This is a genomic window from Dokdonia sp. (genome assembly GCF_039945015.1).
Classification (GTDB): Bacteria; Bacteroidota; Bacteroidia; order Flavobacteriales; family Flavobacteriaceae; genus Dokdonia.
Genome location: NZ_JBDUXP010000002.1, coordinates 278,828 through 302,615, shown reverse-complemented (window position 1 = coordinate 302,615; position 23,788 = coordinate 278,828). Strand labels below are relative to the sequence as shown.

Sequence of the window (23,788 nt, the reverse complement as noted above, 5' to 3'; positions counted from 1 at the left end):
AGAATTCTTATAAAAGGACAATTGTCCCAACTCATAAAATATGATTATAAAAGACATCGATTTCTTGACATATATTGAAATCCTAAATCAAAAACATGTAAGTTATTTTCTGTTAGAAAAGTATAATTCTAAGGAAGTTATATTAAAACAAGACAAGAAATATTCTTCTTTATTTATTATTAAAAGCGGAATAGCAAAATGTTATTTATCTGATGAAAACGGAAAAGATTTTATTCAAGAATTTTTAGGTGAAGGAATGGAGTTTGGAGAGTTGGAAGTTTTTAGTGGTAATTTAAGTTTTTGCTCTATTGAAGCAATATCTAACGTTGATGTTTACAAAGTTTCTCATCAACATTATAATGAACTGTTAGAAAATGATCCTGTTTTTAATCGATTAGTAATGAAAGCTTTGGCGAAAAAGATTGGATATAAAGCACCTAGGCATTCTTTTCAACATTCCTATTCTATCGAAGAAAATATTTTGAAACTTAAAAAAACGTATCCAGATTACTATAAAATATTACCTAAAAATGATATTGCCAATTATTTAGGGATTACAATTCGTAGCCTGAATAGAACTTTAAATAGTTTGAAATAAGATTCTTAAAGTAGAATAACTCTTATTCTTAATTAAACTGAGAAAGCTTTCGCGAAAGCGTACACTCATGTAAAATATTCCAGAATATGTATCGTCTTGGGGGTATGTTTTGGATTATGAAAGGTTCACATTGAAGTCATATATGATACTCAATTAACTTTTTAAAATGAGTTCTGTCATCTTTTCTTATTTACTGTTAATCATTTCGATCAATGTACTTAGCTGAGTATCTACACCTTCTAGCAGCTGTATTTCATCTATTGGAATACTAATATCAGGAACAGTACCATGTCCATCTAAAGTTTTTCCATTTCTTTGAAAGGATAACATGGTAGATACTTTTACTCTAATGTTTGAGTAGTTTAAATGTAATACTCTTGAGTTTCCACTGGAACCATCTGTGGTTACTCCAACGATATTCACATTTGGCAAACTTTTAAATGCACTTGTAAAAACGGTTGCCGCGCTAAAACTTTGTTCATTTATTAAAATATAGACAGGTTGTGTATAGGGTTTATCTCCATGATGTAAAACCATATAAAAAGGATTACTAAACTTTGAGGTGTCAATTTTTGCTTGAAGCTCAAAATTGGTATTAAATTGATCTATTGCTGTTCTATCTGTATCGGTTAATTGTGTAGCATTATAGCTATATAAATAACGAGCATTCATGGATGCTACATCTTCAAGGGGTGTTGCATCTGTTCGTAAATATGCAACATTGGCTATCCAAGGAGATTGTTCTGGTTGCACAATATATTGTGCAAATGTTTGAAGTATTTCTCTTCCACCTCCTGGATTATTTCTAATATCGATAATTAATGCTTTTGTATTAGAGAAACGTTGAAGCGTATTTTCTATAAAGTTTTCTAGCCCCTCTATTTCATCATAATGATACATCCTTGGAATATTTATATATCCAATATTCTGGCCTACTCTTTTATGTAAATCATCAAAGTTTCCATTTTCAACCTTGCTCCTATTTTTATAGTTTTCTTGAAGAGTTTTTGAAAAATACTCATTATTAATGGTCGTTAATGGGACAATTTCCTTTTTTTCAGAAGAATCATTACTAAAGACTACGGTTACACTATCTGGACATGGTATAGTATTCTTAAATAATAGTTCGCCGTATTTTTGAATAGCATGACTACCTCTTGAAAGTTTTGTTTGTGTTGGTGCTTTCTTATCTCTGTAATTATAGGTGTTTATAAGTGTTTCAACCGCTATCTCATCGATGCTTTTAATGTATGGGTGTGTAGTATCATAGTAACTATACTTCTTATCATTTTGATCTTGTTTTACTGCTACAATTTTTCCATCTATAGTTGTTACACCAAAAGGCAATCTTAGGTTGTGCGTTTTATGATTTTTTTTATCAAATACTTCATTCATAATCGAGGAATGCCTATCCCCTATTTCTGACATAATTTTGCTTAGCTCATTTGTAAATTCATTGATCTCTATCTCTTTATTTTTTCTTATTATTGATTCGGCTAATTCTCGTATCGCCTTTTTATAATCAAACATTGAAAGTTGTGCATACGATGATCTATACGCTAGTATTTGTTCAAATTGTTTTAGATCGGCTAGAGCATCGGCAAGAGTTATTTTTCGCGAAAGCGTATTTATAGATTTAGGCGTTACAATAGCATTATTATACTGCAATGAAAGATCTCTATTTCTTGAAGTAAATGTTCCTGTATAAGTTTTTATAACACCTTCTTTAGATAGCTGTAAAGCTACTTTTATATTGGGTTGATACCCTAAGCCTTGTAATACTTCTACAAGGTCTTCTGAGAAACGTTTTTGCCATTTATGTCCGTATTGTTTTTTACAGAACTCTAAAATTTGTTTTTTACTAAAGTGTTCTAACTTTTCAAAATGATACCATTCATTATCAAATTGAACGATAGGTTGTTCTTTTTCCCACTGTACAGCAGTAAAAGGAGATGCCTTTTTAATCTCTAATTTTTGACTAAAGGCAAGTAGTGAGCTAAAGCATAAAAGGATAAGGATATAATATGTTCTCATTTTTCAATTTTTAAAGTAAATCATAACCAAACATATTTTAATTGGAGCATTTGTAAAAACGATATAGACAATCTATAGAAACGAATCGACAAACCTAATCTTCTAATCGACGTAGCGGTATTGCATTTGTATATATTTACATTGTATTTATAAATTACTAGAATGCTGGAACTATCACCTAAGACCATACATACTATAAAAAATACTTTTCACGTGATTTTTATAGGTGTTATTACGTTTGAACTTTTAAGAAAGGCTTCTTTTTTACTTCCAGAAGATTGGCTTTTCTTTTTGACAAGTGATGCTATAGAGAATTTTATATGTGCCTGTATTGCTTATGGATTATATTATTTTGTATTCAGATTAGATCATATTTGGAAAAAAATAAGTATGATCATTCTTTGCATTATCATACTGTTATTACTAGCATCACTAAAAGATTACAGAATACACGGTACTACTGATTTTAAACAAACATTTGAATATTTCACAAGCTCTCTAGGGATCTCTCTTTTATTTTACTCAGGTATTTATTTTATAAATCGATTGGAGTTTCTAAATCGTTATAAAATGTTAGAAAAAGAATTAAATCTAGCAAAAGCACAATTGCTAAAAAATCAATTACATCCTCATTTTTTATTTAATGCATTTAATTCCTTGTATAGTTTGTCATTAAAAAATCATCCTGAGACATCTGACTATATATTAAAACTATCCAGTATGATGCGTTATTTGACAGATGAAACACATCTTACCAAAGTACCTTTACATAAAGAAATTGATTTTATTGAGAAATACATAGCTATAGAAAGAATTAGGTTTGGTGAGGATGCACGTATTACACTTACTATCAAAGATTCTGATTACAGCTCAACATTTATAGCTCCTTTTCTTTTAATAACACTTGTAGAAAATGCTTTCAAACACGGATTTTATACCAACTCAAAAGATGCATTTGTAAACATCTATTTGAATATTAAAGATAACAATCTTCTATGCACTGTAGAGAATAGCCTTTTTAGTAAACAACATTTTCAAGAAAGCAATCGGGATGGAAAAGGCCTTGAAAATTTAAAACAACGCTTGCAGTTGTTGTATCCTAAACGGTCTAATATGAGTATTACTACTACTAAAGAAAGTTATACTACGCAGCTTAAAATACCACTCTCAAATGAAATTGTATAAAACAATCATTATAGATGACGAGCCTTTGGCTATAGATGTTATAACACATCACTTAAAGCGTTTCTCAAATTTTGAAGTGGTTAAAACGTTTACAAACGCTATTGATGCATTACACTATTTAAAAGAAGGTTCTTCTATAGATGTTGTCTTTACAGATATTGCGATGCCAGAAATTTCTGGAATTGAACTAGTAAAACTTTCTATGGGAACTACTTCCTTTATAATGACGACTTCTTTTAGCGAATATGCTGTTGAAAGTTTTGATTTAGAAGTGGTAGATTATTTATTAAAACCCATTTCGTTTGAACGTATTAGTAAAGCTATTAGGCGTTTTGAAAATATAGAAAAGAAGGAAGATAATAACATGCTTGAACCTTCCTTTTTTGTAAAAGAAGGAGATGAGTTTATTAAGATTATTATAAAGGATATTGATTATATCGAAGGCTTGAAAGATTATGCTAAGATTATAACTGGAAACAATTATTGTCTAGCGTTAAAAACATTAAAATCGATAGAAGAAGTATTGCGTAAGTATGCATTTATGAGAATCCACAAATCTTATATTGTTCCATTAGGTAAAATAAGTCAGTACAATGGAAAATGTGTGCTGATTAATAATTCAGAAATCCCAGTAGGTAGTAGTTATAGAGAGGCTTTAAAGGTGTATTTAAATACTAATAAGTTATAATATTACCTATTTATTGGGTATTACTTCCCTTTTAAAGTACGCTTTCGCGAAAGCAAAAAAAGGAAAAGAACATCATTCGATCACGTTTATCAACGATTTACTGCGTTTATGGAAATTTATTTTTAGTATCTATTTATTATGGATTAATTTGTATGAAATATGGCTTTAAAAAACAAATTGACCTTTTATTGGAAATGCCAAATTATAGGATGGGGTGTGGTATCTTTATATTGGTTATACATTACTTTAATCAGAGATGATTATTCTATTTTTCTTGCTGTTTGTAATTATATTTTGGATGTCGTAATTGGTATAGTTCTAACTCATATATATAGGAAGTTAGCTATAAGATACCATTGGAATTCATTAGGTATTGGCAAATTACTTTTGATATTGATACCAACTGTACTATTACTTGCATTCTGTTTTATGATTTTAGTAAATCTAAAATGGTATTATTTCTGGGAGCATGTTGCAAATCAGAATTTTGGATTTTTTCAGACACTTTTGGACTGGGATCCTGTATTTATTACAGGACTGCGCCTTATGTCCATTTGGCTACTTTCTTATCATCTTTATAACTATCACAATAGAGAATTGCATATATCAAAACTAAATGCAGAATTATTAACAGCGGCAAAACAAGCACAACTAGATAATTTATTAACACAACTTAATCCACATTTCTTATTTAATTGTATGAATTCGATTAAGTCATTAATCATAGAAAACCCGTCTTCAGCAAGAAGATCTATTGATTTATTATCTGATTTACTACGATCGTCTCTTGATCAAAAAGATAGTGAACTTACTCTAATTAAAGATGAGTTACAGTTGGTTAGAGATTACTTTGAACTTGAAAAGATAAGATATGAAAGTAGATTGGAATATGTTATTAATGTGGATTCTCGTTTGGAAAAAAATAAAATACCAAAATTTAGTATTCAGTTATTGGTAGAAAATGCCATAAAACACGGTATAGATAAATACATTGAGGGAGGTTGCATCTCTATTTTTATTTCAGCTAAAAATGATTTTATCCAAATAAAAGTAGAAAATCCAGGAAAGCTCAAGTTGCATGAAGCTAATGGAATTGGACTTAAAAATTTAAAAGAAAGATTACAGATACAATTTGATGGAAAAGCACAGTTTATCATTGAAAAAAAAACTAAAAATATAGTTGCCGTTACTATTCTAATACCCAAGACATAAAATGAGCAAGAAGTATAGAACCATAATTATTGATGATGAGCGCTTAGCAAGACAGGAGGTAAAAAGAGCCTTAATGCCTTTTCCAGAATTTGAAGTTGTTGGTGAGGCTAGTAATGCAGAAGAAGCAATGACTTTAATCAGTTCTTTGAATGTAGATGTATTGTTTCTGGATATTCATATGCCAGAGAAATCAGGGCTTCAACTACTAGATGAGCTAACTATGGTTCCGGAAGTAGTATTTACAACAGCTTATGACCAATATGCGGTAAAAGCTTTTGAGTTGAATGCTTTAGATTATTTGGTAAAACCATTACGTCAGGAGCGTTTTAATAAAGCGATTGAAAAAGTAATAAAAACACTTTCTGAAAAAAACAAGAATGAGACATCAGTATCCATCCACCAAAAAGTGTTTGTCAAGGACAATGAGAATTGTCATTTAATTCAAGTTCGCGATATATGGCTATTGGAATCATTGGAGAATTATGCACGTATACACTATAATAGCAATACAGTTCTAATAAAAAAATCTTTAAATTTATTGGAAGATATTTTGCCATCACAACAGTTTTTTAGAATCAATAGAAAGCAAATTATAAATATTGATTACATAGAAAAAATTAACCCCTATTTCAAAAATAAACTCCAATTGGTTTTCATTACAGGAGCAATTTTTGAAGTATCAAGTAGACAATCTGCAAAATTTAAAAATTGGATCAGTCTATAAATATCATATTAAATTTATCAATCAAAAAAATCAAAAAATGTTACATCAACAAAAAGCAAAATCAAGACATCTATTTAGTGTTGTTTTACTAACATTATTAATTTCTATACCATCTTATGCAACTTGGTCTATTATCGCTGTAGATAGGGTTACAGGAGAGATTGGTATTATTGGGGCTTCCTGTACATTTGATGTCCAAGGGATTGCATCTATAGTGCCCAAAAAAGGTGCGATTGTAGTACAAGCTGGGAGTAGTTATTTTGCACGGATGAAAGGTGTAGAGTTAATGATGTCAGATTCCTCTGCAGAAGCTATTCTCTCTGGAATGAGGGATAAAGAATTTAATCCTGAGAGACAGCAATATGGAGTTGTTCTATTAAATGATAGTAATGCTCCACTCACCTATTCCGGCCAACTTATAAAAGATTGGAACGGATCAAAAGTAGGAGATGATTTTGCTGTTTTAGGAAATATTTTGGTAGACGAAATGGTTATTAAAAATGCATTCGAAGCTTTTAATAATGACAGAGAAGAATCGTTTGCTATGCGTTTAATGTCTGCACTAAAGGCAGGTGAGATGGCTGGTGGTGATAAACGCTGTGGATTACAATATGCTAGATCTGCATTTATTTCTGTGTATAATCCAAAAGATGATGCCATTTTAAAACTTTCTGTTCATGGAATTGAAAAAGGTGGAAAACCAGCTGTTTCTTTATTAGATCAACAATTCAAAAATTGGAATATACAACAATCAAAAAATGATCTTATTCAAACTCAAAACACTATCCGATCTTTTAATGGAAATCATATTTCTTCATCAAAAATTGATGCTTTTATAAAGCATCAAATGGATTCTCTTAATATGCCTGGGTTATCTATAGCATTTATTAATGATGATAAAATAGTATATCACGATGCATTAGGAGTTAAGAACAATGAAACACAAGAAAAAGTAGATGATTCAACTATTTTTGATGCTGCATCTATGTCTAAAACAGTATTTAGCTTCTTTGCTATGAAAATGGTAGATGATGGACTTATTGACTTGGATACCCCATTGTATACGTATATGAAATATCCTGATATTGCATATGATGAGCGCTACAAATCCATCACAGCTAGAATGGTATTATCACATACCAGCGGATTTCCTAATTGGAGGTTTCTTGATCAAAATGGAAATTATAATCCCAATAATAAACTTACGATACAGTTTGAACCAGGAACTAAATTTCAATATTCAGGAGAAGGGTATGAATATTTGGCAAAAGTCATAGCACATCTTAAAGGATTGAAAAAGAATGAACTACAAACATTGATTAAAAAAGAGATTTTTGACCCTTTAAATATGGGTAAAAGCTCTTTTGTATGGAATGAATATATAGAAAAGCATCGTGTTGATGGTCATTTTAAGGGGAAACTGAATAATGGTTATAGTAATGATGCAGAAGACCCAAACTTTAAAGCATCGGCTAGTTTGCAAACAGAATCTAAAGCATATTCAAATTTTTTAATGGCCATAATGAACCTTGAAATTTTATCACAAAAGAGTCGTAATGAGCTATTAAAAATACAGTCAACCTCACTAGCGACTAAAAAATCAAAAGAGCGCAAATACGGATTGGGCATTGTTATAGAAGAATCTGCATACGGGACGAACTACTCACATGGAGGTGATAATTTAAGCAACACAGCACTGTATATATTTAATCCTGAAATGAAAGTGGGTTATGTGTTTTTCACCAATTCTGAGCATAAAAATACGTTTCATCTAAACTTACTTGATTTTCTTTTAACTCAGTAATAACAAGTGTTTACACATATTTAAGAAGTTTCAAGACATCCTTTTGAAACTTCTTAGTTTATAATTTTATTCCATGCACATTTTGATTTTCAAACCAAAGAACTATGAATTTTGAAGAGACATAGGATTCTTTTTAATTACGCTTTCGCGAAAGCAAAAGAAATAAAAATACCTCTAGAATACACCTTAATCCTTTCAGATTAAAAGCAGTATAAAAATCTTCTTAAAATTGTGAACATCTATTCTGAATGATTACATTTTCGCCTTGAGCGAAACCCTATATTTGGCACCCTTAAAACAAAAAAGATATGAGTGCAACATGGTATGAATGCAAGGTGAAATATAGAAAATTTGATGATGCATCTGGAATGCTAAAGGTAAAGACAGAACCTTTTTTAGTCGATGCTATTTCTTATACTGAAGCCGAAAGTAGAATCACCGAAGAGATGTCAGTTTACTTAAGTGATAGTGATGAAATTAAGATTATGAATATTAAAGTGGCTAACTATGCTGAGATTCATCCCTTTGAGAATTCTGATAGATGGTTTAAATCTAAGGTATCTTTAATTGCCTTTGATGAAGAAAGTGGTAAGGAACGTAAAACCAATCTATATCTATTGGTACAAGCCAATAATGTAAAGGAAGCTTATGAAAACACGGTAAGCACAATGAAAGATACGATGGGTGAATATTCAATACCGGCTATCTCAGAATCTCCAATTATGGATGTGTTTCCTTATTTTTCTGGAGAAGAAGATGATATGGAACGTTTGGAAAAGTTTACAGCACTTAAAGATTCTGTGCCTGTAACTATTGGAATGGATAAAGACTTGGAGATGGCTGATGTACTTGCTGTCGAAACTGAGTAATTATTTTTTTACTAAGAAACCCTTATTGAACAGTAAATAGTGTCTACCTTTAATGTGATAAATTAAAGGTAGGCGCTCTATAGTTGTTTTACACAAAATTAAATCTTGATGATTCCTAAACTACATTATATCTCTCAGGCAACATCTCCAAAAGAGCAATTGGAAAACATTCAAAACGCATGTTCATCTGGTGCAGAATTAGTACAATTACGTTTTAAAAATGCTTCAGAAAAAAAGTTTTTAAAGCTAGCTGAAGAAGCTAGAGAAATCACTTTTCATTTTCAAACCAGATTAATCATTAATGGGGATTATAAAATAGCAAGAGCAGTAAAAGCCGATGGTGTATTTTTAGAAAAAAATGACTCCTGCCCTATTGATGCTAGAATACACCTATATACTTGGCAAAGTATTGGAGGAATGGCTGCTGGTTTGCAAGATTGTGAAGCATTACTTACAAAACAAGTAGATTATATAAGTTTAGGTCCTTTTAGATGTATGGCAACTAAAGATCGTATACCACCGATTTTAGGTTTAAACGGATACACTGCGATTACCAATATTTTAAAAACTGAAACACCTATTATTGGTTATGGAGGGATCACAACAGATGATGTAACAGACATTTTAAAAACGGGTATTTCTGGAATTGCAGTATCTGGAGTAATAACCCGAAATTTTAATACCATACAAACATTTCACCGATTACTAAAGGCATCTTCAACAGAAGAACAACGCCATACATTTAAGTAAGCCAGTTGAATAAAGTTCTAAAAACTGTACGTAATCCAATTAGATAGTATTTCTAAAATCTTGCTTTAAATGTGTGTAGTTACCTAATGGAATGATAAATCCATCAGAGTATATAATAGTCTTATTATAGATTTCCATTTTGTATGCATAATTTGTGTTTAACAAAATAGGATACTCCCAACATGAAATTAAAATTAATTAATCCAAAACACTACTATCGAGAATTTTTGGGGTTTAAGAATTATATTCTAAAACCCGTTTATATAACATCTAATGAGAATACAATTCTTCAGAACATTAGCGGAACTTGGAACATTTTTGTAATCAAAGTAATTTTAACCATACTCACAGGAATAGTCGCCCAATTAATATATGATCCCATAAATCTAACTAAAGTTAGATGGACTGAATTATACACTACGGAAACTATATTTTTATTGAGTATTATCATTCTTCCATTCCTTGAAGAGATTGCATTTAGATTGTCATTAAAATTTAAGGTTTTACATGTAACGTTAACCTTAGGGGTATTAATGTATTATTTGTTTACAAAGCTTATCTATCAAGTAAGCCTGAGCAGTATTGATAATCATTTTGAGGTTCGAGTTATAGTTAGCATCTTCACCATACTTATTTCCTATGATATTATATCCCGATTAAAAATTAAAAGCACATTGGATAGGTTTTGGAAAAAGAATTTCAAATGGATATTCTACTTTTTCTGTTTTACATTTGCTTGGATGCATATTTTAAATCATGAATTAACTTTAAAACACTTTCTTCTTCTCCCGATAATTACCTTGCCAAAATTAGTTTCTGCAATGACTTATGGATATGTTAGAATGCATTATGGTTTTCTATATTCATTAGGGTTACATATGTTTTGGAATAGTTTTGCCTTTATCCAATTGGTGTATTTTGTTGGATCTGGAACAGATTAGATTTAATTATACATTAATAGATTCTCCAGTTCATGCAAATACTCTATAGGTTAGTATTGCTTTAATAATGATTTTATTAGACCAAGTAAAAAAACTAATTTAGCTTCAATGAAATTGATATTAACATACATTAAAAAGTATTTAAAAGAACCATATCCATATTATTATAGTAGTCAACAACGATTAGTTTTATTATTATTATTCATTTCTATCTTAAGTTTTTGTTTTTCTTATTTTTTTGAACCTTTTACGGTTACTGTAACCGAGCATAAAATCGATGCTATTTGGATTTTATTGATTCATGCGTGTATTCCATTTCCTATCGCTTATATATACATCAGTTTAATGGATAAAATGCGTAAAGATGATATCACGTGGACACTTGGAAAGGAAATTTTTCATCTGTCAGTGATACTTTTCATTATTGGTATTGTTGATTTTTTAATTCGTGATTTAATTTATACAAACCATAATAATTGGTCTTTTCAATATTTATGGGAAGAAATTCGAAATACATTTTTGGTGGGGTTTCTTATATTAATTATTGTATTGCCATTAAATCTAGAACGACTTATCAATAAACATACTTCTAGTTTAAAAAATATATCTATCCACACGCTAGAACCAAATAATACCTTTGTATCTCTAGTGGATTCGGGATCTAGTGAGAAGTTTAAATTAGAAATTAAAAATTTCCTATTTGCAAGAGTAGAAAGTAACTATACAGAAATATTTACGTCTTCCTCTGATGGAATTAATAAAACATTAATTCGGATAACGCTTAAAGAGGTAGAGGCACAATTAAATTCTTTTACACATATCTATAAAACACATCGCTCCTATTTGGTAAATCTACATGCAATTAAATCTATTTCAGGAAATGCTCAAGGATATCAATTAACCTTAAAAAAAGGATCGATGCGTATTCCGGTTTCCAGGTCAAATATTGCAACATTTAATGCTGTCTATTCTAAAGTATAAAGATTACCCTTTGTATTTCGTCACTTCTACTTGTTATATATCACATAATATGATTCATAGATTCATTTGTTCTTAGGTTTGTAGACTAAACTTAAAGACAACAATTTTGATAAAAAGAAAGAGACGGTATGATTTAGATTGGTTACGTGTAATTGCTATCCTAGCGGTATATCTACACCATATTGGGATGCCTTTTAATGGTGATAAATTTCATATAATGAATTCTGAATCTAGTAAAGTATTAGATGATATCATGGTGTTTTTTGAGCAATTTAGATTACCACTTTTATTCCTAATATCTGGCACAGGAACTATGTTTGCTTTTTCAAAAAGAAGTTGGTTTCAGTTTTTAAAAGAACGAAGTACACGTTTAGTAATTCCACTCATTTTTGGTGTTCTTTTTATTGTTCCCCCACAAACGTATTATGAATTTATAGATAACTATAACTCATATATAGATGTTTATAAAAATGGGGCTTTTGAAACAAATCATTTATGGTTTATTGTGAATCTATTTGTGTTATCTATTGTATTAATTCCTTTGATTTTGTTATTGAAATCATCTAAGTCAAATGCATTGATTGCCCTTCTTGATACAATTACTTCAAAAAAATATGGAATCCTTTTATGGGTTGTTCCTTTAATTATAATAACTATTTTCTTAAAAAAAATATACCCAAGTGATTCAAAAGATATAACAAACCTATCTTCGACTTTTTATTACAGTTATTTTTTTATCTCAGGGATGCTATTTACGGTGTCTAAAAATAGTTGGAATCACCTTAGATTACATCGAAAATTCAACTTTATCGCTTTTGTAATAAGTACCATACTATTTTACACTTACTATTTTTTACCAGGTGACTATATATCACCATATCTTTCTATAAGTAGTAGATGGAGTATATGGTATCTAGTGTGTGCATTAGTAAGTTGGACACTTGTTACAACACTTCTCGGATATGGACAAACTTGGTTTAACAAAAAAAGCACGTTACTAAAAAAATGTAATGAAGCGATATACCCATTTTACATTTTACATCAAACCATCATTATTATTTTGGGATATTATATCATTCAATTAGATATTGGAATCTTGTCAAAAATCGGATTACTAGTTGTAACATCGTTTCCTCTCATTGTAATCATATATAGAGTGTTGATTTACCCCTTTAAAATACCAAGAATCTTATTTGGAATGAAAAAGAAAGATAACTTATAATGAGATCATCCAGTCTATAAGAATTCTTAATTATCTGGAGAAAGTATACTTATTAAGCTTCGCTCCTATTTTTTAAAATGATCATTGTTATAATGTAAATTATAACAATTGTAAAAGGAATAATTACAAATCTATCATTTGGAAACAAATACCAAAATAATACAATGAGGACGGTTCTTGCTATGGCGTGAAACAGCCCTACCCAATGTTTAATAATCCAAGAGAATGGCAACCACATGGTCCCTGTTAATATGCCAACAGATAAAGGGATTGATGTATAATCAATGATGAAAAAGGGAATGGCAATGGCATAAGCTAATACTGCTTGAGCAACAGTATAAAAGAAAAGAGTATCAAATACATTTTTAGGTTTACCTTTTTTAAGGAAATTTTCTCCAGTGAATTTTGAAATAAATAATGCCAAATACACAATGCTCCCAGTTCCAATAAATAATACCCAAACTGTGATTTCATCTGAAAACAGTATTCCAGATATACCAATGAGTAGCCATACGATTAAACCAGACAATGGTGTTGCTAGAAATTTCTGATTAGTAAATTCGATTCTTTGAGATTCTAATGATCTTTCCATAATAGTCGTTGTGCTCTATAGTAACAAAATACGTAAATAGATTAATTTCCATTCTCTTTTTTATATAAAGATGGCGTGGTAGATTCAAATTTTTTAAAAGCACTATTAAATGAAGATAAGCTACTAAAGCCTGTATCAAAAGCAATAGACGAGATTGTGTAATTGTTTTTTGTTACATCTAGAAGTTGTTTTTTAGCATCTTGTATTCGATAATAATTTATAAAATCATTAAAATTTCTATTTGCATGTTGATTGATAACCTTAGATGTTTTTTGAGAACTCACCCCTAATAATTTGCTTAAACTAGAAAGTGATGTATTTGGTTCCAAGTATAATTTATCATCTACAACCAATTGTACTATACGATTATATAATGGTGTATGATCATTATCTTTAAATACATTTCCGTCAATATCAGTGATTTTTAATGAATACGCTTTATAGCTTAAAAAATAAATAACTATAGAATATACAATAGGCCCCACAATGTAGGGTATTGTATCTTCTATGATATTTAAAAAATAAGAAATCCAAATAATGATAAACCCTATTATGAGTATATGTAGCCATTCAAATATTGCCTTTGTATCTTTTGTCTGGAGTTTTTTTGCATAGACTTTCTTTGCGCTTTGTAATCGTTTTCCTGATATAAAAATATAACTTGCAAAATGGAGGTAAATAAAGATAAGGATACTACCAAACACTATAATGGCCTGTCTATTTGTAGGATCAAACCAATTTTTTGTTATAAAAAAACTCATCGCAAACACGAGTATAAATGGAATGAATTCTATCGCATAATAACTTGGTAATTTAAAATTCGAACGAGTCATTGCAAGAACATACCATCTTAGTAATGGTCCTATCAATAATAAAAAAGCTAAACCTGCAAAAATAAATAGAGGTTCTAGATTATGTCCAAAATGTAGCATGACAGATTTACCTATTCTAAATGCCATAAAAATGAGCATAAGACCTAATAAAAGATTAGAAATCGTCTTTTTCTTTTTTATAAAACAGAGATACACGGCAAATAAAATACCGTGTATAAGTCCTGCGCTACTTATAATAATAAGGAGTATATCTAGAAAATCCAATATGATATTTTTTTCAAATGTACTTATATTTTAACTTCAGCAGAGTCATATTTTTTTATATAAGTAACCAATCCTAAGATATCATAAAATCGACCAATGTCTCCTTTCATAGCAGCTATAATGCTATGTGAAGCTATGAGAACCCTATTGATTTTTTTCTTTTCTGTCTGGTACATTTCTTTTATGACTTCTTTTGCTTTTTGAGACCCTTGGGTGTTATAAACTGATAATATATGTACTGCATTTTCTTCATCAGTAATTTCTCTATACTTTGGTGTATATCCCAATTGTTTGATCATAGTTTCTGCTAATACCCAAGTAGACCAAGGGTTTTGACCAGTAACTAAATTCTTATCATGACTGACCTTTTCTAAATACATATCACCTTTATTTAAACGCGCTCCTTGAGCAACAATTTTATCTTGTAAAAGAAAAGGGAAAATAGATTTTGCATCTGGTATCAAAAGTAATTCCTCATCATTTGTAAAACCACTCACCATTTTATTTTCTAGTAATGGGCGGCCGTTATCTAAGGTTACATGAACTAAAGCAGCTGGACCATGGCATACAGCACCTACCACTTTATTAGATTGATAATATGTACGAATAATAGATTGGATTGCTTTATTATCAGGAAAGTCAAACATAGCTCCTTTTCCCCCTGCAAAGAATACAGCTTCATACTCATCTGGAATAATATCTTCTACGGGTATTGTATGGTTTGCTTTATACTGTGCTATAGAGTCATTTAGAAAGGCGTAATCAAAAGCTCCCATATCATCATCATCTATAATTACAGGAGGTTTTCCACCCAATGGACTTGCAATATCTACTTCAAAACCATTAGCCTTAAATACATAATATGCACGAGATAGCTCGGTTAATTCATATCCTGTGCTTTTATCACTACTTCCCATTTTATCTGTACTTGTAACTATGGCTAAGATTTTACCCCTTCGTGGCACGACGTTTTCAGACAGATAGGGTAAATCTTGTACAAGTGACGTTTCTAAAGTAAGATCTTTGGGAGGTATTAAGCTCATAAACCATATCCCAAAACATAAGAGAACAAGAAATAAAGATGTAAAAGTTATAAGTATCCATTTAAGGATTCGACGGATGCTGCGTTTTTTAGTCATGTTATTTGATTGATAAATACATGGCTAAATACGTCAAAACTTCCCGTAAACACTGTTTGAATGATCATTCCGTCAGTGTAAAAGATCATTTAAAAACTCAAATGGAAAGACAGTCTACTATTTGCTATTTGTTTTATTTGCCAATAACTTATCTATCAATTCTTCTTTGGTAAGGTGATGAAAAACGGTATGTATCTTTTCTTTCAACTCAGGACTAATGTTACGATTTGGCTTTGTCTTGAAGATCTTTTTTGCCCATAATAAGGTGTTATTATCTTCTAGTTGTTGTGAGTCCGCTTTCGCGAAAGCGGAAAAAGAAAGACCTAATTCCTGTTCAAACTCTGCAATTTCATGTGCTTCTTCCTTTTGTAAAATAGTAAGTGCATATCCGGATGCACCAGCTCTAGCGGTACGACCACTTCTGTGGACATACATATCATAGAATTCTGGTAAATGATAATTTATAACATAGGTGATCTCTTTTACATCAATCCCACGAGCAGCAAGATCTGTGGCTACTAAAATATCAATATGTCCTTCTCTAAATTGTCCCATAATACGATCACGAATAGGTTGAGAAAGACTTCCGTGTAAAGCACCAGATGAGAATTTATTAATGGCTAGGTTTTTTGCTAATTTATTTACAGCAGCCTTGGTTTTGCAAAAAATAATCCCTCGTTGTCCAATACGTGTATTCAAAAAATGCATTAATACATTCAGTTTCTCAATAGGTTCTACTACAACAAATTCATGAGTAATCCCCTGATGGCCTAGTGTCTCCATCTCTGACTCGATATGAATCGGATTTTTGGATAGATAGTTTTGTATGAGCTGTTTTATTGTACCAGGCATAGTCGCCGAGAATAGGAATGTCCTACGATTATTTGGCATTTCGGTAACAATCTCATCTAGACTTTCTTTAAGCGAACTCACCATCTCGTCTGCTTCATCAAGTACAAGGTAGTTTGCATTTTTAATATCTATTGCTTTACGGTGTATTAAATCAATAAGGCGACCTGGAGTTGCAACTACAATCTGAGTAGGCTCTGTAAGGCGTTTTATTTGTGGTTTAATAGGAACACCTCCGCAGATAAATGCAGTAGATATCTCTGGCATTTGTCCAGCAAATGAGGTAATATTTGCATGTACTTGTTGTCCTAATTCTCTTGTTGGCACTAGAATAACTGCTTGCACAGTTGGATTGGTACGATCTATTAACTGTAATAATGGTACTCCAAAAGCAATGGTTTTACCAGATCCTGTTTTGGCAAGAGCAACAACATCTTTCTTTGAGGTAAGCGCCGTTGGAATTACTTTTACTTGAACATCTGTAGGTTGTGTGATATCAAGTGTTTCTAATGATTTTTGTATAGGTTCGATGATGCCTAAATCAGAAAAATGAGTTGCCATAATAAATCGTTTTTAAAGAGAATATGTAAAGATAGATCGCTATTATGCTTCTTGAAGGTATCTTTTTGATTTTCTGTAGGTATACTTAGGATAGATCGCACGTTTTGCAAAACGATTTAATTTATCAGAGTTTACCATTTTAATATATACCTGTTTAGTTACCCCAAAGTATTCATAGGTAGTACCGTCATTAAAGGTAATCTCTAATAAAAGTCCTTTGTGATGATAGTCTGCAATACCAGCATTGGTGATTGTTTCTGTATATGCAGGTAAGTTGGCTTCTTTTGTTTCAGGAGCTATACTTACTAGAAAGTGATAACCATCAATAATTTTTCGACTCTGTTCTTCTGCCTCTTCACGTTTTGCATCATCTTCTTGAAACTTATCTGGATGCCATTCTTTTACTAGATTACGATAGCTTTTTTTAAGCATTTTAAGATCTAGCTCTTTCTCAACTCCAAAGAGTTTTTTGTATTCATTTATTCGTTTCATTATCAAAGAATTTTATCGGGCGCGAAATTACATTATTTTATGTAAGCACTCGATATATTTTTAAGCATTAAAAAAGCCCATCATTAATGATGGGCTTTTTACTAAACTTTAAGTATATGTATTAGATAACTTTTACGTTTACTGCGTTTAAACCTTTGTTTCCTTCTTGTAGATCATATTCTACTAAGTCGCCTTCACGAACTTCGTCTACTAATCCAGAAATGTGCACAAAGTGATCTTTGTCAGCACCTTCTTCAGTGATAAATCCGAATCCTTTAGATTGATTGAAGAATTTTACTGTTCCTTTATTCATTGTATTGTAATTAAATTTATAATAATATATCTTTTGCAAAGATGGTGCCATTAATTTGATATATAACAAACTAATTCATTTATTTTCATATACCCATATAGAATTAGTCATTAAGTTAGTCTCTAAAACTATATATAGTCTGTATATCCTATAGCATCAGCTGTATAGAAGGTTTCAAAATCTGGCTGCGTTAAGGTTCCATTAGTTTTTAATTTCTCAACTAAGTTAGGATTTGATATAAATGGACGCCCAATATACACCAAATCATATCCTTCATTTAGATGATTCTCGATTTGAGATGTCGAATGGACATTCCCACCTACGATAACTGTTCCTTCAAATGCATTCTTAATAGTGCGTTTAATGTCTGTAGCAAACTCAGGTGCATTCATTGCTACTGTTTGATCTACAATATGTACATAGGCTAGTCCTAGGCTTCCTAATTCATCTGCTAGATAGGTGTAGATGTCTATAAGATCCTCATATTCTCCTTGCATATCATTAAAAACGCTGTATGGTGAAAAACGAATTCCGACCTTATCATTTCCTATAGCTCTACCAAGTTCATAAGCTAGTTCTATAATAAATCGAGCTCTATTTTTATAATTTCCACCATACTTATCTGTTCTTAGGTTTGTTTTAGGGTTTATAAATTGCTCTAATAAATACCCATTTGCAGCATGAAGTTCTATACCATCTACACCAGCTTTTATTAATTTTTCTGCAGATTTTATAAATTCTTCTTTTGTAGCAACAATATCTTCAATAGTCATTTCTTCAGGAATATCATGAGGTTGAAATCCTTTTGAATCTGTATACATTTCTCCAGAGTCCAGATGTACTCCAGATGGTGAAATAATTCTACCATCATCAGGAAGGTTTAATTGGGATGCAACTCTGCCAGCATGCATGAGTTGGATATAAAATGTCCCTCCTTCTTGATGAACCCCTTCTGCAATAGATTTCCATCCCTGTACTTGTTCATCTGTGTATGCGCCAGGCATTCTAGCATAACCCAACCCATTAGGAGAAGGAGAAGTCCCTTCAGAAATTATTAAACCCGCAGTTGCTCGTTGGGTATAATAGGTTTTCATTAATTCGTTAGGTGTATTGTTAATCGCTCTACATCGAGTTAATGGAGCCATTACTATTTTATTATTTAGTTTTCTATTTCCTAAAATGGTAGGTTCAAATGTTTTCATATGTATATTTTACTTTAGTATACAAAAGTAACTAATGATAGTTACCTTTGTATATTTTTGTACATTTGTTATGATAATAGTAGTAACCTAAAAGTAACTAATATGGCAAGAGGTCTTATAGAAAACCCACATAATTGCCCAATGACGCACACTATGAACATCATAGGAAACAAATGGATGTCTATTATTGTATATATACTACACGATAGAACACTTCGTTTTGGAGAACTAGCGGTTCGGATAGAAAAAATAAGCAGAAAGGTACTTACAGAACAGCTTAAAGAAATGGAGGCTAATGGTATTGTTTTTAGAAAATCATACTCAGAAATCCCTCCTAGAGTTGAGTATTCATTGACTCCTAAAGGGAAAAAGTTAATACCAATACTTAATCAGCTATGTGAATGGGGAAAGGAAATTCAGGAACCTTGTGTTTATAAAGAGGACTAAGATATTATTTCTGAGCATAATTTAAGTACTTCCCTACAACGACTGCTGTTATAATTACTAGATAAAATTGCCCGCATAATCCTAATAAAATAGCTGCCTTCTGAGCAACAGTCGTTACTGGGACAATCTCTCCATAACCAATAGTCATTAATGTGATATAACTGTAATATAAAATGCTATCTGATTTTTGAGTCATTGTAAAGGTATCTGTAAATAGAGAACTATGGAAAGAACCAGGCTGCGCCATCTCTACTGCCATAAAAATGAAAAAACCTACAAGTCCTAAAGTAATATAACCAGAAATTACTCCTATAATGAGGTCTTTATTTACATCTTTAGTAAACCATATTTGCTTGATAATTTCATACGTTATGACAACATAAAAGAGGAAATAAAATCCAAACCGAAGTAGATCAAGAGATATATGCTGTATATCAGACATAGCAAAACCAGAAGTAAATGCCGTGGCTAAAAATAGTATCGTAAGAAGAATTTTTACCTTTTTAATTGAAATTAAATTAATTCCTGCTAAGATGTTCAATAACAATCCTATGGGAAATAAATAGGTGATAAATAATGCGTCTGTAAAGAGTAATATTCCAAATAAATTAAAAACTAAGGTTGCTAAAAAGAACTCGAATCTATATTTATATATTATCTCTTTCAGGCGTTTCATAAACTATACATATGTTATCTGTCAAATATATAATATAAAATTTCATTTTGCGTGAGGGATAGCAACGGTTACCCCACAGTTATTTCTGAAGCGAAGCAAAAGAAATAACGAGGAGTATGAGTGGATAGCCCGACCCTTGTGGTCACGCCCAAATAAAAAAAAAGAAAGTTCACCATAAATGATTAATCTTCAATTAACGTATCATCAAAAGTATAGTCTGTATAATCTACTTTAAACAATACACTATAAAAGGTAGGTATAAAAAATAAGGTAATTACCGTACCAAATAATAATCCTATCATAATTGAAATTGCCATACCTTCCCACATTTCTCCTCCAGTTAAATATAATGGAATTAGCCCTAAAACAGTTGTAAATGTTGCAAGTAGTATGGGCCTGAAACGTTGTAAACACGCAGTAACTACAGAATCTTCTTCCTTCCTTTTAAGTACTTTTTGCTCAATTTCCATTCTATCTATTAATACAATGGCATTATTAATAATGATTCCTGCTAGTGCTATGATTCCTAAAAATGGCATAAATCCAAAGGGTTCTCTGAAAGTAAGCAACCCAATTACAACGCCAATAATAGCCAATGGAATGGTGCAATACACCATAATCATTTTTCTGAATGAATTAAATTGTATTACTAGGAGTAACATAATGATAAAACCACAAAGTGGTAAGTATTTAATTACAGCTCCCATACTTTCTGCCGTGTTTTCTGCATCTCCACCAAATTTATAATTATATCCAGTATCCCAAGTTGTAGCAAGTTCTTCTAACCAAGGTGTAATTTCGGCAGTAATTGCAGAGGCATTTCCGCCTTCACGTAACTCACTAGAAACGGTAATCGTACGGTTAATATCTAAGCGTTTTATTTTTGCGTATTGCCAGACGGGCTTTATAGTTGCTACTTGTAATAAAGGCACGTTTTTTCCTGTGTTTTGTGAGAATACATGTAAGGTCTCTATTGATTCTAGGGTTTGTTCTTGACTCTTATCACTACGCATTACAATAGGAATCGATTTATCTCCTTCTCTATACTCCCCTGTCGTAAATCCGTCTAAAACAGTTTGCAAAGAGGTTGCTATGTCTTGACTAGATACACCAGCTGTTTGTGCTCTTATTTGATTAATATCTATAACAAACTTCTTTGCTTTTGGCCCCCAATCATCTTTTATATTTTTAGTTCCTGTAATAGTGATTAGTTTTAATTTTATTTGTTCTGAAATGGAAGCAAGTTGATCTGGATCATCTCCACTTACTTTTATTTCAATAGGGGTCCCTCCTCCTCCAGCAGCTAGTAATCCTACTTTAATATCGGCATTGGGGAAATTGTCATAACAAAATGCATCTAGTTGATTGATCATATTTTGATTGATATCAAAACTAGAGGTGTTTACCAAAATATGTGCATAACTAGAGTTTGCTTCATCTGTAGAATATCCTTGGTCATACGATTCTGGACCTTCTCCTATATATGAAGACCAATCTAAAACACCTTCTGTATTGGTCTTGGACGTTTTTAAAGTAGTAGCAATAAACGCTTCAATATCAGTCACAACCTGTGTTGTACGCTCTATATTGGTTCCTAAGGGTAAATTAATATCTACAGTAACCATATTACGATCACTATCTGGAAAGAATAAAAATTCAATTTTTGTAAAGCCAAATAAAGCTATAAAAAACATTCCGATAATAAGTAACATGACTTTGCCTTTGTGTCTTAGCGATATTAAAATGAGGTTTTTATAATGTCCTTTTAACCATTCTATGGCTCTATCTATGATGCTCTTTTTGGCATCTTTTGGTTTTACTTTCATAAATACATACGAAAGCAATGTGATAATCGTAAGTGAAATAAACCAAGAGGACACCAGTGCAATAGTAATTACTAAGAAAATAGGGCCAACAATATCTCCCATAACTGATTCTGCAAGGTAAAAAGACATAAATGCAACAGCTGTCGTAAGTGTGGAGATTAAAAGCGGTGTAAATAACTCCGAACAAGCTTGTATGGCTGCCTCTTTCCTACCGATACCTTCTTCTAATTTTACAACAATGGTCTCTGCAACGACAATACCATTGTCTACCATCATTCCTAATGCCATGATTAAGGCGGCTAGCGATACTTGATTAATACCAATATTCATAAGTCCCATTACCATAAATGTGGTTATAATAACAATAGGTATTAGACTTGTAATAATTAATCCGGTTCTAAAACCTAGGAAAAATAACATTACCGCAAATACAATAGCAACAGATTGCATTAGATTTACCATAAAATTACTTACTTGGTTATCTATATAAGTATCTAATGATGATAAGGTGTGAAGCTCTAAACCAACAGGTAATAGCGCTTGCCATTTTTGTTTTATCCTATGAACCTCTTCTCCTAATACGATGATATTTGCATCATCTTTTAAGGACACGTGCATACTTATGGCATTCATCCCATTGACACTTACTTTTTGAGTTGGAGGTGAAATGTATCCTTTTTCTACTTTTGTAATATCTTTTAAATATACTAACTGACTACCATCTCCGACAGGGATTAGCATATCACGAATATCAGAAAGGCTATCAAAATTTCCAGTAGGTTCTAATACAATACGCTCATCTTCTACATTAATTTGTCCTCCAGAACTCAATATATTTTGTGCAGTAATAGTAGAACTTAATTTTTGAGCAGAAAGCCCATATTCTTTTAATCTAGAATCATCAAATTCTACAAATACCCGTTCTTCTTGTTCCCCGCCTAATTCTACTTTGGCAGCATTGTCAAGTTTTATCAAATCATCTTTGATGTCATCTACATATTCTTTCATTTCTGCATATGAAAAGCCATCACTTGTAATCCCTAAAACAATACCATAAACATCGCCTATTCCTTCATCATTTAAATTAGGGTTCACATTAGACGGTAATCCTTGAATAGCGTTTAATTTACGGCGTAATCGGTCCCAGATACTTTGTAAATCTTCGGCAGCAACTTCATCTTTAAGAGTTACACTTATAACAGATAAGCCCGTTCTTGAAGTACTCGTTACTTTTTTTAGTTCAGGTAATTCTTGAACTACCTTTTCAATTTTATCAGTAACGAGCTCTTCTACACGTTCTGGCCCTGCTCCTGGGAATTGAGATACTATAGAGGCCACTTTGATCGTCATAGGAGGCATACTATCTCTTGGTAAAGATTGATATAAAGTGATACCCAATATGATAATCGTAGTCAGAATCATATATGTGATTCTATTTTTTTCTATGGAGAACTTTGTAAGATTCATAGTTTGATGATTTGTAGTATGCTTATTACTAAAAGTGGGTTTCTTAGAAATTACGCTTTCGCGAAAGCTAAAAATCCATGTATACAATTTGTTTTGGAATACTTTTATGGTCTTAGTGA

The 23,788-nt window shown here is 31.4% G+C and carries 22 protein-coding genes; 12 read left to right on the top strand and 10 right to left on the bottom strand.

Annotated elements, in window-relative coordinates; all coding sequences use genetic code 11:
* The first annotated feature begins 40 nt into the window (after positions 1-40).
* Positions 41-598: a Crp/Fnr family transcriptional regulator gene (locus tag ABJD27_RS01485; RefSeq protein WP_348173152.1), complete on the top strand. Its 558-nt coding sequence runs from the start codon at positions 41-43 to the stop codon at positions 596-598.
* A gap of 186 nt (positions 599-784) precedes the next feature.
* Here the strand turns inward: ABJD27_RS01485 and ABJD27_RS01480 are convergent, their stop codons facing one another.
* Positions 785-2,632, bottom strand: a complete 1,848-nt coding sequence (locus tag ABJD27_RS01480; RefSeq protein ID WP_348173154.1) for a S41 family peptidase — start codon at positions 2,630-2,632, stop codon at positions 785-787.
* A gap of 162 nt (positions 2,633-2,794) precedes the next feature.
* On the opposite strand from ABJD27_RS01480, the gene ABJD27_RS01475 reads away from it, so the two are divergent.
* The 10 genes from ABJD27_RS01475 to ABJD27_RS01430 all read left to right on the top strand — a co-directional run bounded on the left by ABJD27_RS01475 (position 2,795) and on the right by ABJD27_RS01430 (position 13,008).
* Entirely contained in the window at positions 2,795-3,817 is a 1,023-nt protein-coding gene (locus tag ABJD27_RS01475; RefSeq protein WP_348173156.1) for a histidine kinase, read from the top strand.
* Positions 3,804-4,505 carry a response regulator transcription factor gene (locus ABJD27_RS01470; RefSeq protein WP_348173158.1) on the top strand — a complete coding sequence of 234 codons (702 nt, stop codon included), beginning with the start codon at positions 3,804-3,806 and terminating at the stop codon, positions 4,503-4,505. Before ABJD27_RS01475 ends, ABJD27_RS01470 begins: the two co-directional genes overlap by 14 nt.
* A gap of 393 nt (positions 4,506-4,898) precedes the next feature.
* Positions 4,899-5,717 (top strand): histidine kinase, encoded by an 819-nt coding sequence (locus ABJD27_RS01465; RefSeq protein ID WP_348173160.1) that lies wholly within the window; start codon positions 4,899-4,901, stop codon positions 5,715-5,717.
* 1 nt (position 5,718) lies between these two features.
* A complete protein-coding gene (locus ABJD27_RS01460; RefSeq protein WP_348173162.1) occupies positions 5,719-6,441 on the top strand; it encodes a response regulator in 723 nt (240 codons plus the stop codon).
* Between the two features lie 37 nt (positions 6,442-6,478).
* The gene (locus ABJD27_RS01455) at positions 6,479-8,245 is read left to right on the top strand and encodes a serine hydrolase (protein ID WP_348173164.1); all 1,767 of its coding nucleotides are present in this window, start codon (positions 6,479-6,481) and stop codon (positions 8,243-8,245) included.
* Positions 8,246-8,553: 308 nt separating this feature from the next.
* Positions 8,554-9,114, top strand: a complete 561-nt coding sequence (locus ABJD27_RS01450) for a DUF4494 domain-containing protein (RefSeq protein ID WP_348173166.1) — start codon at positions 8,554-8,556, stop codon at positions 9,112-9,114.
* 108 nt (positions 9,115-9,222) lie between these two features.
* Complete coding sequence (locus tag ABJD27_RS01445; RefSeq protein WP_348173168.1) at positions 9,223-9,864, top strand: thiamine phosphate synthase; 642 nt, start codon at positions 9,223-9,225, stop codon at positions 9,862-9,864.
* 437 nt (positions 9,865-10,301) lie between these two features.
* On the top strand, positions 10,302-10,805 hold the full coding sequence (locus ABJD27_RS01440; protein ID WP_348173170.1) for a hypothetical protein: 504 nt from the start codon (positions 10,302-10,304) through the stop codon (positions 10,803-10,805).
* Between the two features lie 108 nt (positions 10,806-10,913).
* Positions 10,914-11,786: a LytTR family DNA-binding domain-containing protein gene (locus ABJD27_RS01435; RefSeq protein ID WP_348173171.1), complete on the top strand. Its 873-nt coding sequence runs from the start codon at positions 10,914-10,916 to the stop codon at positions 11,784-11,786.
* Positions 11,787-11,892: 106 nt separating this feature from the next.
* Positions 11,893-13,008: an acyltransferase family protein gene (locus ABJD27_RS01430; RefSeq protein ID WP_348173173.1), complete on the top strand. Its 1,116-nt coding sequence runs from the start codon at positions 11,893-11,895 to the stop codon at positions 13,006-13,008.
* Positions 13,009-13,060: 52 nt separating this feature from the next.
* Here ABJD27_RS01430 and ABJD27_RS01425 read toward each other — a convergent pair whose 3' ends face one another.
* The 7 genes from ABJD27_RS01425 to ABJD27_RS01395 form a co-directional block, all read right to left on the bottom strand.
* Positions 13,061-13,600 (bottom strand): hypothetical protein, encoded by a 540-nt coding sequence (locus ABJD27_RS01425; protein WP_348173175.1) that lies wholly within the window; start codon positions 13,598-13,600, stop codon positions 13,061-13,063.
* A gap of 41 nt (positions 13,601-13,641) precedes the next feature.
* A complete protein-coding gene (locus ABJD27_RS01420; protein ID WP_348173177.1) occupies positions 13,642-14,697 on the bottom strand; it encodes a helix-turn-helix domain-containing protein in 1,056 nt (351 codons plus the stop codon).
* Positions 14,698-14,720: 23 nt separating this feature from the next.
* Positions 14,721-15,740: a type 1 glutamine amidotransferase domain-containing protein gene (locus tag ABJD27_RS01415; protein ID WP_348173179.1), complete on the bottom strand. Its 1,020-nt coding sequence runs from the start codon at positions 15,738-15,740 to the stop codon at positions 14,721-14,723.
* Between the two features lie 213 nt (positions 15,741-15,953).
* On the bottom strand, positions 15,954-17,246 hold the full coding sequence (locus tag ABJD27_RS01410) for a DEAD/DEAH box helicase (protein WP_348173181.1): 1,293 nt from the start codon (positions 17,244-17,246) through the stop codon (positions 15,954-15,956).
* 42 nt (positions 17,247-17,288) lie between these two features.
* A complete protein-coding gene (locus tag ABJD27_RS01405) occupies positions 17,289-17,738 on the bottom strand; it encodes a KTSC domain-containing protein (RefSeq protein WP_348173183.1) in 450 nt (149 codons plus the stop codon).
* Between the two features lie 121 nt (positions 17,739-17,859).
* Entirely contained in the window at positions 17,860-18,051 is a 192-nt protein-coding gene (locus tag ABJD27_RS01400; RefSeq protein ID WP_348173185.1) for a cold shock domain-containing protein, read from the bottom strand.
* A gap of 128 nt (positions 18,052-18,179) precedes the next feature.
* Positions 18,180-19,253: an alkene reductase gene (locus tag ABJD27_RS01395; protein WP_348173186.1), complete on the bottom strand. Its 1,074-nt coding sequence runs from the start codon at positions 19,251-19,253 to the stop codon at positions 18,180-18,182.
* A gap of 102 nt (positions 19,254-19,355) precedes the next feature.
* On the opposite strand from ABJD27_RS01395, the gene ABJD27_RS01390 reads away from it, so the two are divergent.
* On the top strand, positions 19,356-19,700 hold the full coding sequence (locus ABJD27_RS01390; protein WP_348173188.1) for a helix-turn-helix domain-containing protein: 345 nt from the start codon (positions 19,356-19,358) through the stop codon (positions 19,698-19,700).
* 4 nt (positions 19,701-19,704) lie between these two features.
* Here the strand turns inward: ABJD27_RS01390 and ABJD27_RS01385 are convergent, their stop codons facing one another.
* Entirely contained in the window at positions 19,705-20,376 is a 672-nt protein-coding gene (locus ABJD27_RS01385; protein ID WP_348173190.1) for an ion channel, read from the bottom strand.
* A 182-nt stretch (positions 20,377-20,558) separates the two neighbouring features.
* Entirely contained in the window at positions 20,559-23,669 is a 3,111-nt protein-coding gene (locus ABJD27_RS01380; RefSeq protein WP_348173192.1) for an efflux RND transporter permease subunit, read from the bottom strand.
* Positions 23,670-23,788 lie beyond the last annotated feature (119 nt).